We start from the raw sequence: 15,871 nt of genomic DNA on the forward strand, positions 1-15,871 counted from the left end.
GCCCGACCCCTTGGGCGGGCCCCCCCTGTGGGGCCCCCCGAGGGGGGACGGGGGGGGGCCCCCCCCCTGTGCCGGCATCTGGCCAGGGGGGGGGGGGCCGCCCGCGTGGGGGGGCCGCCCCCCGGCGATCAGACGTTCGCTGGCCTTGCCTCAGTCGCACAGGGTTGCCGTCTGCGCCTTCCCCAGTCCTTTGCTTCGCGGGACGGGTGGCTCGCCCTTCAGGTCCGCGCCGAGGTCGTAGACGTTGGCGGCGAGGACCAGCTGTCGCTCACCGTCGGCGGTGGTGAGGGACACGCTGGTGAAGCCCGGTCCGCCGCCGTCGGTCTCCCAGACACTGACCGGCTTGGTGTCCGGCTCCGAGCCGCACGGCACATCCATGCGCTGCACGCCGAGTCCGTATGCCGGCGCCTTGGGGAACTGCACCGTGGTCAGGAGTTCGCGCTGCTGGGCGGGGCGCAGGAGCTTGCCGGTGAACAGGGCCCGGTGGAAACGGGCCAGGTCGTCGACGGTGGAGATCATGGCGCCGGCGGTCCAGTCATAGGACGGGCTGAATCGGGTCACATCGTGTCCCGTGAGGTCGTAGCCGTGAAGATGAGCGCCGTGAATGGCCGGGTCGGTCAGCGGGAAGGACGTGTCCTTCAGGCCGAGCGGGGCGAGAATCCGCCGCTGGATTTCTGTGGGCGCGCTGTGACGTGTTACTGCCTCGATCACCAGACCGGCGAGTAGGTAGTTGGTGTTGGAGTACGACCAGTCGCTGCCGGGCGCGAAGAGCGGCTGGTGCCCCACGGCGCGGGCGATCACCTCCCGAGGGGTGTACACGTAACCCCATTCGTGGCGCTCCAGGTAGGGGGCGAAGAAGTCCGGCTCTGTGGTGGGGTCGTAGATGCCCGAGGTGTGGTTGAGCAGTTGCCGGATGGTGATGGTCTTCCCGGCGTTGCCGTTTCCCTGGACCACGCCGGGCAGCCATTTCTCCACGCTGTCGTCGAGCGAGAGCCGTCCTTCGCCCTCCAGCTGCAAAAGCACCGTCGACACGAACGACTTGGTGTTGCTGGCGATCCGGAACCGCTGGTCCGGCCGGGCCCGTTCGCCGCTCGCCGTGTCCGCGAGCCCGGCCGCGATCCGTGACTCCCGCTCCCCGTGCCTGGCATACGCCACGACACCCGGGAATCCGTCCGCGATCGTCTGCTCGACGGACTCCCTCAGGCGGGCGGGCGGGGCCGACGCCCGCTCCGACGCGGCCACCGGGAAGACCCCTGATACCACCACCGTACAAATCCCCGCCAACAGTGCTGCGGCCCCCGCACGCGCCTTCACCTATCGCTCCCGCTTCTGTTGCCTGTACCGTTCCTGCCCCAGCCTCCCCGGCCACCACACCAGTTGCCCATCCCGCTGACACCCGGGCGGAAAGGGGGGCTGCCCCCACCCACACCATCCCTCGCCAAGTCTGTGCACGCGAGGTCCTGACGTCGATGTTCCGGAGCTCCCCACAGTGTGCTGATGCCCGCCTTCGCCGGCAGCAGCCCGGCCCGCCCATGGCAGACCCCCGGCACCGATGGCGCCGGGGGCCTGCCATGGGCGGGTACGGGCCTCATGCCTGTCGATGGGCTGCCGGCTTCGCCAGACAGCAGCGGGCCGGGGATCGCTGCGGGCGTCTCCTTCTCGCCGGTGAATCGTTTCTCCGGTTGTCGCCACGCACTGCACACCGCTCCCCCGCGGTACCGCGAGCCCGGCCCGAGCGCCCCCTCCCCCTGGTTCCCGGGCCCTACCGCTTTGCGCTGGCCCGCAACAACGATTCGGCACCGGCCCGGGCGCCCCAAGATGCAGCACTGCCCACCGCCCCTGTCCGCGCGTGGTCGGGCCCGGGACCTAAAGGGTGCGCCGGCTGCCCTTACCTGTGCTGATTGGCAGAAGTCGCGGCGTTTGCCTCAGGTGCGGTGTCGGCGGCCGCCCGCCGTCCAAGCGGCCACCGACACCTGACGCCGGTCAGTGGTGGCGACGGCCCCAGGACTCGGTGTCCACGACACGACCCCGGTCGTCGCGCAAGGTGGCGGTGTCGGAGCGGTTGTGCCACACGTACCGGGGCCTTGGGGCTGGAGGAGCGAGAGGGCCCGTGGGCAGGTGGTTACCGTTTCTCAGCCAAGCCAGACACAGCCGGCCCGGCCCCGAGCCCAGGGCCGTTCCCGTCCGAGGCCGGCTGTCTGCCAAGCACTCGCTCTCACGTCGGCCCCGGAGCCGACCGTGCTCCGGGCCGGTCCGCTGTGTGCGGCGGCGCTGGTGCGGCAGGCTCATCCTTCCGCGATGACCTCGTCCGCCTGCATGCCCTTCTGGCCCTGCACCGCGACGAAGGACACCTTCTGCCCTTCCTTCAGGCTCTTGAAGCCGTTGCCCTGGATCGCCCTGAAGTGCACGAAGAGGTCGGGACCGCTCTCGGGGGTAATGAAGCCGAACCCCTTCTCATCGTTGAACCACTTCACCGTGCCGTGCTGGCGCTCAGCCATGTCACTCCTCGATTGCGTACGTCGGTTTGGCGTAGAGGACGCCCAGCAAGTTGATCATCCCTGCTGGAATAGACCGATGAAGGGATTCCGGGCGACTGGCTGGTAATCGCCGGACCCGTCTGCCAGTTCCGAAGCCGGCGGATCGCCTGGCCAGGCACGACGTGCGCGGCCTCTGCACGGCAGCGGTGTAGCACCGCGCGTCGCCCTGCCCGCACACACCAGCCACTCCTTCCGCTACCTCGCCGCCGCGACTACTGGTTCGACGACCCCACCGCCGACCATCACGAGGCACCAACAGCCGCCTCCACACCTAACCCCCGACAGACACCAGCCCACAGAGCCGCTCCGCTGCCGGACATAGGGCGTGCGCCGGCGCCGGGTCAGCGGACGGTTCTGTGCTGGTCGGTGCGGCGGGCGAACGCGCGGTCGGCGCGGCGGCGGTGGTAGACCGCCTCCGGCCGGATGCCCGCAGCAAGCGCGGCTTGCCGCAGGGCCACGCCCGGGCGCAGGTGGGCGAAGAACGCCTCCCACTCGTCGGCGTTCGGCGTCGTGTCGGGGGTGCGGGGTCGGGCTTGGTGGGCGGTGTCCACGGCGGCGGCGAACGCGGCATCGCGTTTGCGGCGCTGGTAGACCACCGCCGTGGTGATCCCGACCTCCGCCGCAGCCGCGGTCACCGACAGCCCCGCCTCCAAGTGGTCGAGGAAGGCGCGTCGGCGCTCGGGGGTGAAGCGCGGCGAACGGGCCGGCGCCGACCGCCCGGCACCCAGTTCGCCGGCCGCGTCACAGGCCCGCGCGAACGCCGGATCCTCGCTCCGCCAGCCACCGGCCTTGCCCGCACCCTCGAAAAGGATCTGCGCGGCCAGACTCGGCGTGCAGCCCAAAGCCAGAAGCCGAACATACTCCGCACGCTCGATGATCCCGGCAGCGCCGAGCTCCTCGGGATCGGTCCCCGCCAACAACAGCGCAAGCGCCGTGTCGGTGCGGGCCGCGGTGAACACCTCCCGCACACCCCCTCCCCCACCGCCTCCGTGGCGGTCACGACGTCCTGCCCGTTCCGCAACCCGTCGAACAGCGCCGACCGCAGACGGGCGGACAGAAGCACCCCACGGCTTACTACTGCAACGGTGTTTGGCGTGACTGTTGGGCAGGTCGGTCGTTGGCGTGGTTATGGGTGGGGAACGTGTTGATGCCCGGTCGTGGGCTGGTGAACTGAAGGCCTTGCAGGAGCGGTTCGTGCACCGTTTTCCAGGTCGGAGCCGCGGGAGTCGGCTCTTGCCTATGTGCGGGGACTGATAGCTCCGCTGGAGCGGAAGAACGGCTGGACGCTCGCGGAGGAGGCCGGGCATGAGGGTCCGGACCGGATCCACCGGTTGCTGAACCGGATCGACTGGAACGCGGACGAGGTCCTGGACGACGTGCGGGACTACGTCATCGAACACCTCGGCGATCCGGATGCGGTGCTGATCGTGGACGACACCGGGTTCCTGAAGAAGGGCATCCGCTCGGCCACCCGAACTCCGACGCCTGATCCACCGACTCACCGGCCCCGGCCGAGCACCGACCACGTCCTGCACTGGTCCCACTGGCGGCGGCGACGCCAGTTCCAAGCCCGCACGAGCCACTACAAACGACGCGGCCACACACCACCAGAAACTGCCCAACAGTCACGGCAAACACCGTTGCAGTACTAGCTGCGGCATGGCCGCTCCCTCCCCGCGCCCCTTGTTCTTCCTCGACGTGGAGGGTCCATTGATCCCCTTCGGAGGGACGGAGTACCCCACGGCCGCCGACCCCCAAGACGCGGCGGACAACCCCCTGCTCGCCAGGCTCGACCCCGCCCTCGGGCCCCGGCTGCTGGCCCTGCCGTGCCAGCTGATGTGGGCCACGACCTGGTCGGACGAGGCCAATGAGACGCTCTCCCCGCGGCTCGGGCTGCCGCCCCTGCCGGTGGTCGACTGGCCGTATCACTCGGACGACGAGGGCCGCGGTGGTATGCACTGGAAGACCCGTACGCTCCTGGTCTGGGCGGCCGGGCGCCCGTTCGCCTGGGCCGACAACGAGATCACCCCCGCCGACCGGGCCTGGACCGCCGCCCACCACCCGGCACCCGCACTCCTCGACCGCGTCGACCCCCGCACGGGTCTGACGCCTCCTGACCTCGCCACCCTCGCCCACTGGCTCGGCCGGCCCGCCTGATCCGCTAGTCGGTGTCCGTGGCCGCCAGGACGGCGAGGCGGCGGCGGTCGGGGGAGAGGGCCGCTATGCCAAAGTCGCAGCCGATCTCGTTGTGGAACCACGCCGAGTCAGCCTCGAAGCGGAACCAGGTGCTCTGGCGGGCGTGGCGTTCCACCTGCTGCGCGTCCGCCCACATCGGGGCGCCGCTGAGGCCCGCGAGCGAGCGCCAGGTCCACATCCGCCCGTAGGCTCCGCCCACGCCCCCGCCGTGGACCCCGCCCATCGAGGCGGCGGCGAAGAGCAGCCCCCAGACCTCGCCGAGCCGGCTGAGCGCGATCTCGAAGCGGTCCGTCGGCCCGACCTCGGTGCAGGACACGGGCAGCGTCGGCAGCAGGGCGGGGACCAGCTCGGGGGCGAGGGCCTCCTCCAGCTCGAAGACCCAGGCGTCGCAATGCCCCCACTCGCCGGCATGCGGGGCGGACACGATGCTCTCGTGGACCTCCACGGTGGCCGAGTTCCGCAGAGCCGACCGTTCGGTGGTGCGGGGCGTCGCAGGGTCGACGCGTCCCAGGGTGGGCATGCGGGTCCAGAACCCGCCCGCGGAGCCGTTGACCGAGCGGCTCGGGAACTCGGCGCCGACCTCGAAGTCACGCAGCTGCCGGGGCAGCCAGCCCAGGGTGTGCGAGGAGCGCGGCGGCCGGCAGCCCGTCATGTCCGCACCCCGCAGCAGCAGCTCGTGGAAGAGGCAGGAGCTCAGCTCGTCCGCGCACCAGCCGGAGTGGTCGAAGACGGTGGCGGCCAGGTCACCGGCCCGGTGGTGCTCCGCGAGGAGCGAGGCGAGGCCGCGCGTGCTCGAAGAGGGGCGCTTCTCCTCGAGCAGCCGCAGCAGCTCCACCAGGCTGTCCCGGCCCGGCGTGAGCGCCAGCACCCGTATGACGTGCGCCAGCCGATCCCCGTAGGTCCGCGCCCGCGCGGTGGCGTCCTTGTGCTGGTCGGCGAGCCGCGCCCCCAGCTCTCGCAGGTAAGCGACGTCGCCCAGCGCGGCCCGCTGCTCCGGCTCGCCCCAGGCGAAGTCGTCCTTCATGTCTTCCATGATCGGCACCCTAGTCCCCCGTCCTACACTCACCGGATGACCGCGGTCTCCTCCGGCTCACCGTCCTGGGACCGGGCTGCGGGTCGAGGTGTTGGTGAGGAAGTGGGCCAGCCGGTCGGCGGTGCCCGGCGGGGCGTAGAGGGGGATGGGCGCCGGGAGCCGTATGTCCGCGTACAGGGCGGCGTAGTACGCGGTGAGCATGTCGGCGCTGTGGTCGGCGTGCAGGTGCGAGATCCAGATGGCGTCCAGGCCGTCCAGCCGGACGTACCGCTGCAACTGCGCCAGCGTCCCGCTCCCCGCGTCCACGCCCTACTGGTGATCCTCAGCCATGCCTGACGCCACTCGGTGCAGGAGCGGGCAACGTGAGAAGGACCCGAAAGCGCGTCCCGAAGAGTCACTTCCGGCCATCTGACCGCTGTGTAGAGCGCGCTCGGACGGCTGTGACCTTCAACGCGAGCGACGGGCCCAGTGGTTCTCGAAGGCCGAACGGCCACGGCTCGTCAGGCCCAGGGCCAGCGGAAACCCCGTGACGGTGAGTCCGTAAAGTGGCCACATGTCTGACGTCTCTCCCCTGATACAGAGTTTGCGCACGGCCGTCGAGGCGGCACCGGCTGATGTGCCTCTGCGACTGCACTTGGCCAGCCTGTTGCTGGATGCCGGTCAGCATGACGACGCGGTCATGCAGGTGGCCGTCGCGCTGCAGCACGCGCCGGCTGACAGTCAGGCAAAGGCGCTGATGACACGCGCAATGAGCACGCACTCGCCCGCGGGAATGCCTCCTTCTGAGCCCGCGCCGGCCCCGGCATCCCCACCGACCGAGCCGGCGCCCGAAACCACTTTCAACTGGAGCGCCGCCGCCGACCAGGTCAAAGACGTCCTTCCGCCGCGCTTCGTGGAAGAGCCCCTGGCCACTGAGGGCAGCGGCGACCCCGAAGGTGCCCCCGCCTGGGAGATCGATGCTCCGGGCGTCGTACGCCTCGCCGACGTCGGCGGCATGCAGGAGGTCAAGGACCGCCTGGAGGCCGCGTTCCTCGCGCCGCTGCGCAACCCGGAGTTGCGTAAGCTGTACGGCAAGAGCCTGCGGGGCGGCCTCCTCCTCTACGGTCCTCCCGGCTGCGGCAAGACCTTCGTGGCACGCGCCGTCGCGGGGGAGCTCGGTGCGAGCTTCCTGTCCGTGTCGGTCAACGACGTGCTGGACATGTGGATCGGCAACTCCGAGCGCAACATGCACGAACTCTTCGAGACCGCCCGACGCCAGGCCCCTTGCGTCGTGTTCCTCGACGAGCTGGACGCTCTCGGCGGCAAGCGCAGCCGTACGCAAAGCGCGGGCATGCGCAACACCGTCAACCAGCTCCTTACCGAGCTCGACGGCATCAACGCCGCCGCCAACGAGGGCGTCTTCGTACTCGCCGCGACGAATGTCCCCTGGGATGTCGACATCGCGCTGCGCCGCCCCGGCCGCTTCGACCGCACGCTCCTCGTACTGCCCCCCGACGCGCCGGCACGCGAGACGATCCTCCGCTACCACCTGCGCGAACGCCCGATCGAGAAGGTCGACTTGGGCAAGCTCGTCAAGCTGACCGACGGTCTGTCCGGAGCCGACCTCGCCCACCTGTGCGAGTCCGCGGCGGAGACGGCGCTCCTCGACTCGGTGCGCACCGGTGTCGTCCGCCTGATCGGCATGAAGGACCTGCTCGATGCGGCGAAGCAGACGGTGCCCTCGACGGAGCCGTGGTTCGCCTCGGCGCGCAACGTGGCGATGTACGCCAACGACGGCGGCATGTACGACGACCTGGTCGCTTATCTGAAGAAGAGGCGGAAGCTGTGACCACGCTGCACCCGATCGTCGAACAGGCTCAGGCTCTGATCGACTTCGAACGCTATGACCAGGCTCTGGCACTGCTGGGCCGCCACCTCGCCGAGGATCCCGGCGACATCCGTGCCTGGGTCAAGATCGGCTACTGCCATCTCAACACGAAGGCGCCGCGGCAGGCGAGTGAGGCTGCCGACCAAGCCCTCAAGCTGGACCCCGAGGACTACGGCGCGCTCATGCTGCGCGCCCGGGCGATGGTGGACGACGGGGGTTGGCTCAACGTCGAACCCGTACTGCGCCAGGCGATTCGCGTAGCTCCCGAGGAGTCATACCCCCGTGCCATGCTCGCGGACGCCGTGTGGCGGGCCGCGATCGTCAAACACGCCCGGACAACGGGAGCGGGGACGATGAGTCATGCCGACATGGATCGCGTTTCCGGCGAGGCGGCCGACCTGGCCATGGAGGCATTGCGCCTGGGCCCCGAGGACCTTTATGCCCACGAGGTCGCGCACCGCATCGCCAGTGCGGCCGGCAATCGCACCGTCTCCGATCAACTCGACGAGGCCATTCTCCGCATCGACCCCAATCACGACGAAGCCGTTGCCCGCCAGACGAAGAAGGCCGCCGAGGCCCCGGGCGTGAACGCCGCACAGGCCGCCGAACTGTACGCGGGTGCACTGGCCGGCCAGCCCGACTCGTCCTGGATGCAGCAGCAGCTCGATCGTGCCACCTACCGGCTCTTGCGGGGCACTCGATGGCTCGCGGTGCTCTGCCTGGTCACACCAGCCGCCATGATCAACCTGTTTCCGTCGGACGACCACCCGGCCCCCGCACTGCCCATCCCTATCGGCCAGCGCCTTTGGTCCATGGTGATCATGGCGGCGATCTGGGGCTTCGGCGCCTGGCGCCGCTATCGCAAGCTCCGCTCCGGGGTGCAGCTCAATGTCCGCTCGGTGATCCGCCGCGGCCGCTGGGCCCGCGTCGTCCTGGCGCAATCAGCCTGGGCCATGCTCTGCGCCCTGCTGATCGCGGGGCCTGCCTGGGCAGACCTGGCCGGGCCACGCCTCCTCTTCTGGGCGGGCCTCGTGCCCATCGCAGCCACCATCTGGTTCGACAAGAACAAGGCCCGGTAGCTCATTCGACGACGCAGCGGACAAGGTCTGGGCAGGCTCTCGGTGCGCCGGACCCCCGCGGGCGAGCACGTTTCCGAGCTGCCGGACATCATGAGCGACGCGGCGGACGGTGAGCGGGGCGACAAGAGCGCACGAGTGGAACGTGCACCTCTCACCGCCGATCGAGCCGATGCTGGCCCGCTCCGTGACGACCCTGCCGCCACCTGGGGCGCGGCCACTGCTGTACGAGCAGAAGGCGGACCGGTTCCGCGTCCTCGTCTTCACCGGCCGGGAGCCGTACCTCCAGTCCAGACGTGGAGCCGGCCTCGGGCCGGCCTTTCCGGAGATCATCCGGGCAGCGGCCACCTTCGGTGTCGAAGCGGTCCTCGACGCCGAGCTGGTGGTCCTGCAGAAGCTGGTGGTCCTGCAGAACCGCCGGCTGGACTTCACGGCACTGCAGCACCGGGCCCGGCTCCTCGGTGCCAAGGCCGAGAGCGCCGCCCGGGACCAGCCCGCCCACCTGATCACCTTCGATCTGCTTGAGGTCTCCGGGGACGTCCTCATGGACCATCCCCTGCACCAGCGCAGGAGCGCGCGGGAGAACCTCTTCGCTTCCCTCGGACTTACGGCGCCCTGGGCGCTGTGCCCCCAGACTGCCGATGCCACGACGGCACGTACGTGGCTGGACCCGGCGTGGGGAGCGGCGGGCATCGAGGGCGTGATGATCAAGGATTCCGGCTCCCGGTACCGGCCCGGGGAGCGCGGGTGGCTGAAGCTGAGGACGCGCATGTCGGCGAAAGGGATCATCGGCGCGGTCACCGGCAGCGCCTGCGCACCCCGCAGTCTCCTGCTCGGCCGGCTCGACGCGGCGGGCCGTCTGCGCCTGGTGGCCCGCTCCACGCCGCTGTCGCGGGACGCGGCGGCCGAGCTGGGCGCGGTCCTGCGTCCAGCGGGAGACGAGCACCCGTGGTGGGGTCGGAGGTTCTCGGCAGGGTGGGGAACGAAGGAGCTGCTGGTCTTCCAGCCCGTGGTGCCCAACCTCGTCGCCGAAGTCGACGCCGATACAGCCCTCGACCTGGGCCGGCTACCGGCATCCGGTGCGATACCTGCGGCTGCGGGACGACATGGCTGCCGGCGACGTCCGGGAATGACCACCGCTCGGGCGGAGTGAGAGCCGCGTCACAGCCGTAGCGTCCAATCGCAGACGACGGCACGCCCCTCCCCTTCATGATCGGATTCTCATTCACGACCAAGAGGGGGTACCGCTGTGCCGGTCCTGCGCCAGATCACCACATGGACCGCGCCGTCGACCGTCGTCGTCGAACGCCGCAGCCGGGCACGGGACCGGCCGGTGGACTACCGGCTTGAGGTCTGCCGCCGCCACCGGTGGCTGGCGAGCAGCTGGACCGGGCGGCGCGGTCCGGAAGGCGCCGGCCGGTGCGGCACCGTCGCGGACTACCGGCCCTTCGCAGCGATCGTGCAGTCCCATGCCGATCTGTGGCTCCGGGACCCTGATCCCCACCCAGCGGCGCACCGGGAAGGCGAACCGACCGAACTACTCCGGCAAGCAGCACCGCCACGGCCTGCACTTCCTCGCCCTGGCCAACGAGACGGGCCGCCTCATCTGGATCTCCGCCGCCCGGACCGGCCGGACCCACGACGCCACCGCCGCACGCCGCGCCAAGATCGTCGAAGACCTGAGGGCGGCCGGCCTCGGCGCGCTCGCCGACCTGGGCTTCCTCGGCGTGGGCAAGCCCGAGACTTCCGAGGACCAGGTCATCGTCACTGGCTACAAGGTTACCCGCCACCGCAAGCTGACCACTGGCCAGAAGCAGGCCAACCGGATCCTGGCCGCCGGACGCGCCCCTGTCGAACACGGATTCCCGCATCTGAAGAACTGGCGGTTCCTGACCAAGCTCCGCACCGACCCCGCCCGCGCCACCGCCCTCCTGCGCGCTCTGCTCGTCCTGACCGACCTCGAATCCAGCCGATGACACCCCATGACGGACGATCAAGAGCTCCGACTCCCGCGATCAACCAGCCCGAGCACCCCGGCTGTCGGTGGCCTCAGGAGGGCACTGCCGGGCTCTTCGGGCAGAACTCCGCCTCCAGCTCGGCGGTGAAGACCCCGATCGGCGAACCAAACTTGCCCTTCGCCCAGTCTCCGTTCACCTCGGTGGACAGCAGGTGGCGGCCGTCGCGGGTCCCGAAGGTGTACGACCAGGACCCGTTGATCGCGCCACCCATGCCCCACACCGTGCCGCAGGACAGCCTCTGCGAGGCGACTCCCAGGCCGTATTGGGTGTCCGGAATCCAGTGGCCCTGCGGGTCCTGCATGGTGAACATCTCGCGCTGTTGGGCGGGCGGCAGCAGGTGCCCTTCGAGCAGGGCGCGGAAGAAGGTGTTCAGGTCGCCGCTGGTGGAGATCATGTCGCCGGAGGCGTACCCCCAGGAGGGGTTGAGGTCGGTCACGTCGTAGACGGGCGCGGTGTCGACGTCCTTCGCCATCAGCTGGGAGTAGTAGCGGCCGTGCGGGCCGTGGATGCGCATGTCGTCGGCGGCCGGTTCGTAGGTGTTCTTGAGGCGCAGCGGCTTGGTGATCCGCTCGGCGATTTCCTGCGGCAGGCTGCGGCCGGTGGCCTTTTCGACGATCATCCCGGCAAGCGCGTAGTTGGTGTCGGAGTAGGCGAAGCCGGTACCCGGGGCGAACTTCGGCCCGTTGGCGAGGGCGGTCTCGACGAGCTGACGCGGCGTGAAGTCGTCGAACCGGTGCTGCAGGAACGGCGTGCCGACGAACTTCTCCCCCAACGTCGGGTCCTCGGCGTAGTTGAAGACACCGCTGGTGTGGTTGAGGAGTTGGCGGACGGTGATCCGGGAGCCGTCGTAGCCGTGGCCATCCACCAGGCCGGGGAGCCAGTGCTCGACGCTGTGGTCCAGGCTGAGCCGCTGCTCGGCCGCCAGTTGGAGCACGACGGTGGCAACGAAGGTCTTGGTGGTGCTGCCGATCCGAAACCGCTCGTTCGCGGTGATCTCCCGGCCGGTAGCCAGGTCAGCGGTGCCGGCCGTCCCGAACCAAGTCGAGTCGCCGTCCCTGACCTCGGCCCTCGCGCCCGGCAGGCCGGCCTCGGACACGGCGCGGTCGAGCACGGACTGGACGCCGGGGTGCTCGGCGCCGTGCGGGGGCTCGGCGGCGAAGGCGGCCGGAGCCGAGACCGACGTGAACAGAGCGGCAGCGAGAGCGGCGCGAATGGCGGTCTTCATAGTGGTCTCCCCCTGGGTGGCGTTCCGTTTCGGTTCGAGGAAAACCTTAGGCCTGTGTTCACTACCCCGGCAATGCCATGCACGCCCATCACGGATAATATCCCAGATGAATAGCAGTTTTTCCTTGCAATGACTGTGCCAACTAATGCAATCAGTCCAGCGCCCAGCTGTTGCAATGGAGTTAGGCGGCCGCATACTCGGCAGCGACGAGAGGAGCGCCCATGCCAGGCGCCAGACTGACCCAAGAGGAGCGCCGCCTGATCGCCGCCGGGCTCACGGCGGGGTTGGGCTACGGGGAGATCGCCCGGCAGCTCGCCCGCCCGACCTCCACGGTCACGCGTGAGATCGCCCGCAACGGCGGCCCGTCCGGCTACCGGGCGGACAACGCCCACCGTGCGACGGTACGGCGCTCCCGGCGGAGCAAGGCGGCGGCGCCTCGGATGCCGGAGGGCGGCGCGAGCACGGGCTACGGGCGCGACCCGGCCGCGGTGGAGGAGTACGCGACGCAGCTCGCGGAGTTGCTGGCACAGCTCGGCATGCCACGCATGGTCGGCCGGGTGCTCGCGTGCCTGTACGTCACCGACTGCGGCAGCCTGACGGCTGCCGAGCTGGTGCAGCGGCTCGGGGTCAGCCCGGCGTCGGTCTCGAAGGCGATCGGCTACCTGGAGGGCCAGGAGTTGGTACGGCGCGAGCGAGAGGAGGGCGGCCTCCGCGAGCGGTACGTCGTCGACGACGACATCTGGTATCGGGCGATGCTCGCGAGTGCCCAACGCAATACGGTCCTGGCCGAGTTCACACGCAACGGAGCGGACCTGCTCGGCACGGCCACACCCGCCGGGGCGAGGATGGCCGAGGCGTCGGTCTTCCTGGACCTGGCGGGCACGGACATCGTCCGCGCCGTGCAGCAGAGGCGGCGTCAGAAGGGGAACGGGTAGGTGGTGCCGCGGCCTGAGTCGGACGCGTAGATATTCACCCTTCAGCGCCTGGCCGTCAGCGCAGGGCGCCCGCCGCGCCCATTCGCTCGGGTCAAAACCCTGGAAGAGACGCCGAAGAACGCGACCCACTGGTCGACCAGATCGATGGCCGCGGCCACGGGAATGTCGCAGTCGACGGTCTCGAGGATCTGGCGGGCGTTCGCACTGGCACCGCACCGGTCACAGACGTCCAAGCTGTCCACGGACCCGCTGTTCATCGACAAGGTCCGCGACGTGGTCGGCCTCTACCTCGACCGGCCGGAGAAGGCCCTGGTCCACTCTCCACAAGGTGAGGGCGGCGCCGACGTCCTCGGGCTGGCCGCGGCGAGGGACACACTGGCGGGCGATCTGGTCCTCGGTCCTGACACGGTGATGTGCGGGGAGGTCGATTTCGGCGGGGACCTGGATCGCCCGGGAGGACAGTCTTCACCATGATGCCGAGGCACCTGCCGCTCCCACCGGTCGCCTCCGCGCACGGCCTTCGTCGAAGGGGAACACACCGCACGCCCGCTCCTTCCGCCCGTTTTGAGTTCCCCCCAGGATCCGGCCACGCCTGCGCTCCCGGCCATCGGCGGTTTCGCCGGGCAATGGCCTAGCCGGGGTCGCCGCCGACGCGGCCCAGCGGGCCCACTCCCTTCTTCGCACCCTGACCGAGGGCGTCACCTCGGCTACGGCACGGCCGACGGACATGGTCGCGGTAGCCGACCCGGGCGGTGGTTCACCTGCTTCGCGGCAGTTCCCCAACATTCCGCTGCAGCAGCGGCTCAGAGAGCTCCAGGAGGCTACGGGCCTGACCAGGCCGGAACTGGCCCAGTCCGTCCGCGACTGAGGCAACGACTGAGCGGTCATGGTGAACTCCGCGCTGCCGTCCATATTCACGCAGCGGATTGATCTGTCGGTCGCCGAACCGGTCTCCTGCCGTCGGAAGTCGGCTCAGCCAAGAGTCGAACCGCCGCGCAGCCCCGTCGGAACAGACCCTTGCCGCCGCCGAGGAACGCGAGGCCGCGGCTTCGGCTTCGGCTCCCGCGAGGCCGGCCCGGGTACGGGTCCTCTCCACCGTCGAACGCGCGGACCGGGGCGGCGGCATGGGGCCGGCTGGGCCCTGATCGCCCGGTGCCGGGCAGGGTCAGCCGCGTCGCTCTGCCGGCGCCGTGCGGGCGTACTCGGTGGGCGTTTGGCCGTAGTGCTTCTTGAAGGCGCGCGTGAAGTGGCTGCTGTCGGCGAACTGCCAGTGCGCGGCGAGTTCCGAGATGCTCAGGGGTGACGGCGCGGCAAGGGCGAGGCGGGCTTCGTGCAGGCGCCGCTGGCGGATGTAGGTGCCTACCTGCTCGCCCGCCGCGGCGAAGGCCCGGTGGAGCGTTCGGACGGAGACGTTGAGTGCGCGTGCGAGCATCGCCGGGGAGAGTTCCGGGTCGGCGAGGTGGCGGTCGGCGAGGTCTTTGGCGTCCTGGGTGAGGGCGGGGGCGAGGCGGGGCTCCACGTCGTCGAAGCGGCCCTTCGCCACCGCCTTGACCAGCTCGATCAGGGTGCTTTGGGCGGCTGCCACGCCGGCCGGGGCGAGATCGGCCACGGTGGTGTGGATCATGTCGGTGAGGGCGGTGAGCAAGCGTATCTCGGCCGATTGCGCCGGGCCGGTGACGGCCCGGGACCCGAGCAGGGGCCTGAGCCCGCCGGGTGGCAGGACGACGAAGGTCGCCGTGAGGTCCGACGACGTCTCGAAAGCGGTCAGGCGGCCGAGGTGGCGGGCGAGGAACTGTCCGGCGGACACCGTCTGGTCGCCGCGTCCGGGGGCTCCGCCCAGGGTCCACGCGCCGCGCCGCACGATGTACATGGCGACCAGGTCCTGGTCGCCGCCCGGAACGTCGGCGGTTCGGGTGGCGGAGGCCGCGTGGAGATCGGCGATCGCCGCGCCGTGCACCTTGGTGACGTTGCCCTTGACGCGGAAGTCGCCCATCGTCTCCGGGCTGAAGGCGGGCAGTTGGAAGACGTCGTCGCCGACCTGCGTCTGCCATCCGCGCCGGAAGGCGTCGAGTCCCTGCGGTGCGGCGCCGGGAGCGGTCGAGTCCACGGCCAGGACCCCCCGCGCGCCGTCCGCTCCCGGTTCTGTGTGGCGTATCCCTCTGCGGTCCCTGGTGCTCATGCTGCGACGCCGCCCTGTGGTGGTCGTGTTCCGTAGGCGGATCGGATGCTTTCACATCAGACGGATCAGCTGATCGTCAGGGTACTCGCTGTGAGTGAACGGTCCGTCAGGGACGGTCGGTGCCGCGCCGGCTTGCAATCCGTACTGCCGGCGCGGCTCGGGCTGTCAGCGGGCGATCGAGATCGCGAAGGGGGCAAATCCGCTGGAGCGCATCACGTGCGGTACGAACAGGATCGCGGCCTCCGTGGCGCGGGCGGTCCGAATCCCGCCGAGGTCGGTGATCCACCTTGTTCCAGCCGAGGTCGGTGAGGAGTTCGCGGACGGTCTCCTTGGCCAGCGGGTCCTCGCCGGAGAGGAACACGGTGGGCGGCTGGGTGAGGGTGGCGGGCGCGGTCATCACCGGGTAGAGCATGGTGTTGAGGGTCTTGACGACCCGGGTTTCGGGGAGGGCTTCCTGGAGTTGCTCGGCGAGGCTGGAGCCGGGGTGGAGGAGGTCGGCCGGCAGGCCGTCGGGGCCGTCGGTGGTGGCGTTGGAGACGTCGACGAGGATCTTGCCCCGGAGTTCCTCGCGCAGGGCGGCGAGCCGCTCCAGGGAGCCGGCGCCCGGGGTGGCGTTGATGACGATGCGGGCCGGGCTGCGTCTGCGGCGGCTCCCGGCGCGCGGTCGGCCCCCGTCACCTCGTGCCCTGCCCGGATGAGGGCTGCGGCCAGGTTGCCGCCGACGCGGCCGTTTCCGAGTGCTGCGATCGTGGTCATAGTGGTGTGATCGGGTCTTTCCGTGCGTGGGATGGTGACGTGGGAAGGG

General features: G+C 70.3%; 12 protein-coding genes and 5 pseudogenes. 8 read left to right on the forward strand and 9 right to left on the reverse strand.

Annotation, left to right across the window (positions count from 1 at the left end; translation table 11 throughout):
• Positions 1 to 150: 150 nt before the first annotated feature.
• The 4 genes and pseudogenes from ACIPK4_RS36280 to ACIPK4_RS36295 form a co-directional block, all read right to left on the reverse strand.
• Positions 151 to 1,266, reverse strand: a complete 1,116-nt coding sequence (locus tag ACIPK4_RS36280; RefSeq protein ID WP_402321150.1) for a serine hydrolase domain-containing protein — start codon at positions 1,264 to 1,266, stop codon at positions 151 to 153.
• 717 nt (positions 1,267 to 1,983) lie between these two features.
• Positions 1,984 to 2,085 (reverse strand): annotated as a pseudogene (locus ACIPK4_RS36285) (lamin tail domain-containing protein); the annotation flags it as partial.
• 200 nt (positions 2,086 to 2,285) lie between these two features.
• A complete protein-coding gene (locus ACIPK4_RS36290; protein ID WP_402321153.1) occupies positions 2,286 to 2,498 on the reverse strand; it encodes a cold-shock protein in 213 nt (70 codons plus the stop codon).
• A gap of 380 nt (positions 2,499 to 2,878) precedes the next feature.
• Positions 2,879 to 3,505 carry a hypothetical protein gene (locus tag ACIPK4_RS36295; RefSeq protein ID WP_402321156.1) on the reverse strand — a complete coding sequence of 209 codons (627 nt, stop codon included), beginning with the start codon at positions 3,503 to 3,505 and terminating at the stop codon, positions 2,879 to 2,881.
• A gap of 160 nt (positions 3,506 to 3,665) precedes the next feature.
• On the opposite strand from ACIPK4_RS36295, the pseudogene ACIPK4_RS36300 reads away from it, so the two are divergent.
• Together ACIPK4_RS36300 and ACIPK4_RS36305 are read left to right on the forward strand one after the other, a co-directional pair.
• A pseudogene (locus ACIPK4_RS36300) lies at positions 3,666 to 4,006 on the forward strand (transposase); the annotation flags it as partial.
• A gap of 190 nt (positions 4,007 to 4,196) precedes the next feature.
• On the forward strand, positions 4,197 to 4,694 hold the full coding sequence (locus ACIPK4_RS36305; RefSeq protein ID WP_402321158.1) for a hypothetical protein: 498 nt from the start codon (positions 4,197 to 4,199) through the stop codon (positions 4,692 to 4,694).
• A 4-nt stretch (positions 4,695 to 4,698) separates the two neighbouring features.
• On the opposite strand, the gene ACIPK4_RS36310 is transcribed toward ACIPK4_RS36305, so the two are convergent.
• Both ACIPK4_RS36310 and ACIPK4_RS36315 read right to left on the reverse strand, forming a co-directional pair.
• The gene (locus ACIPK4_RS36310) at positions 4,699 to 5,766 is read right to left on the reverse strand and encodes a DUF6183 family protein (RefSeq protein ID WP_402321160.1); all 1,068 of its coding nucleotides are present in this window, start codon (positions 5,764 to 5,766) and stop codon (positions 4,699 to 4,701) included.
• 69 nt (positions 5,767 to 5,835) lie between these two features.
• Positions 5,836 to 6,072 (reverse strand): annotated as a pseudogene (locus tag ACIPK4_RS36315) (MBL fold metallo-hydrolase); the annotation flags it as partial.
• A 247-nt stretch (positions 6,073 to 6,319) separates the two neighbouring features.
• Between ACIPK4_RS36315 and ACIPK4_RS36320 the strand changes: the two are divergent.
• From ACIPK4_RS36320 to ACIPK4_RS36335, 4 genes are all read left to right on the forward strand, one after another.
• Positions 6,320 to 7,594, forward strand: coding sequence for an ATP-binding protein (locus tag ACIPK4_RS36320; RefSeq protein ID WP_402321163.1), 1,275 nt, complete (start codon positions 6,320 to 6,322; stop codon positions 7,592 to 7,594).
• On the forward strand, positions 7,591 to 8,712 hold the full coding sequence (locus ACIPK4_RS36325; RefSeq protein ID WP_402321166.1) for a tetratricopeptide repeat protein: 1,122 nt from the start codon (positions 7,591 to 7,593) through the stop codon (positions 8,710 to 8,712). Before ACIPK4_RS36320 ends, ACIPK4_RS36325 begins: the two co-directional genes overlap by 4 nt.
• A gap of 142 nt (positions 8,713 to 8,854) precedes the next feature.
• The gene (locus ACIPK4_RS36330; RefSeq protein ID WP_402321168.1) at positions 8,855 to 9,862 is read left to right on the forward strand and encodes an ATP-dependent DNA ligase; all 1,008 of its coding nucleotides are present in this window, start codon (positions 8,855 to 8,857) and stop codon (positions 9,860 to 9,862) included.
• A 316-nt stretch (positions 9,863 to 10,178) separates the two neighbouring features.
• Positions 10,179 to 10,685 (forward strand): transposase family protein, encoded by a 507-nt coding sequence (locus ACIPK4_RS36335; protein ID WP_402321170.1) that lies wholly within the window; start codon positions 10,179 to 10,181, stop codon positions 10,683 to 10,685.
• A 73-nt stretch (positions 10,686 to 10,758) separates the two neighbouring features.
• Here the strand turns inward: ACIPK4_RS36335 and ACIPK4_RS36340 are convergent, their stop codons facing one another.
• Positions 10,759 to 11,952 carry a serine hydrolase domain-containing protein gene (locus tag ACIPK4_RS36340; protein ID WP_402321173.1) on the reverse strand — a complete coding sequence of 398 codons (1,194 nt, stop codon included), beginning with the start codon at positions 11,950 to 11,952 and terminating at the stop codon, positions 10,759 to 10,761.
• Positions 11,953 to 12,173: 221 nt separating this feature from the next.
• Here ACIPK4_RS36340 and ACIPK4_RS36345 point away from each other — a divergent pair, with 221 nt between their 5' ends.
• Both ACIPK4_RS36345 and ACIPK4_RS36350 read left to right on the forward strand, forming a co-directional pair.
• Positions 12,174 to 12,887, forward strand: a complete 714-nt coding sequence (locus tag ACIPK4_RS36345) for a helix-turn-helix domain-containing protein (protein ID WP_402321176.1) — start codon at positions 12,174 to 12,176, stop codon at positions 12,885 to 12,887.
• Between the two features lie 93 nt (positions 12,888 to 12,980).
• Positions 12,981 to 13,202: pseudogene (locus ACIPK4_RS36350) on the forward strand (IS630 family transposase); the annotation flags it as partial.
• 850 nt (positions 13,203 to 14,052) lie between these two features.
• Here the strand turns inward: ACIPK4_RS36350 and ACIPK4_RS36355 are convergent.
• Together ACIPK4_RS36355 and ACIPK4_RS36360 are read right to left on the reverse strand one after the other, a co-directional pair.
• Positions 14,053 to 14,994, reverse strand: a complete 942-nt coding sequence (locus ACIPK4_RS36355; RefSeq protein WP_402321179.1) for a helix-turn-helix domain-containing protein — start codon at positions 14,992 to 14,994, stop codon at positions 14,053 to 14,055.
• A 237-nt stretch (positions 14,995 to 15,231) separates the two neighbouring features.
• Positions 15,232 to 15,822 (reverse strand): annotated as a pseudogene (locus ACIPK4_RS36360) (NADPH-dependent F420 reductase).
• Positions 15,823 to 15,871 lie beyond the last annotated feature (49 nt).

This window comes from Streptomyces sp. NPDC086989 (assembly GCF_044745505.1).
Lineage (GTDB): Bacteria > Actinomycetota > Actinomycetes > Streptomycetales > Streptomycetaceae > Streptomyces.

What these genes read in the sequence shown, in the direction of transcription:
- ACIPK4_RS36340 (WP_402321173.1), bottom strand. Translation starts at nt 11,952, where the DNA reads ATGAAGACCGCCATTCGCGCCGCTCTCGCTGCCGCTCTGTTCACGTCG.
- ACIPK4_RS36310 (WP_402321160.1), bottom strand. Translation starts at nt 5,766, where the DNA reads ATGGAAGACATGAAGGACGACTTCGCCTGGGGCGAGCCGGAGCAGCGG.
- ACIPK4_RS36305 (WP_402321158.1), top strand. Translation starts at nt 4,197, where the DNA reads ATGGCCGCTCCCTCCCCGCGCCCCTTGTTCTTCCTCGACGTGGAGGGT.
- ACIPK4_RS36320 (WP_402321163.1), top strand. Translation starts at nt 6,320, where the DNA reads ATGTCTGACGTCTCTCCCCTGATACAGAGTTTGCGCACGGCCGTCGAG.
- ACIPK4_RS36290 (WP_402321153.1), bottom strand. Translation starts at nt 2,498, where the DNA reads ATGGCTGAGCGCCAGCACGGCACGGTGAAGTGGTTCAACGATGAGAAG.
- ACIPK4_RS36335 (WP_402321170.1), top strand. Translation starts at nt 10,179, where the DNA reads ATGCCGATCTGTGGCTCCGGGACCCTGATCCCCACCCAGCGGCGCACC.
- ACIPK4_RS36345 (WP_402321176.1), top strand. Translation starts at nt 12,174, where the DNA reads ATGCCAGGCGCCAGACTGACCCAAGAGGAGCGCCGCCTGATCGCCGCC.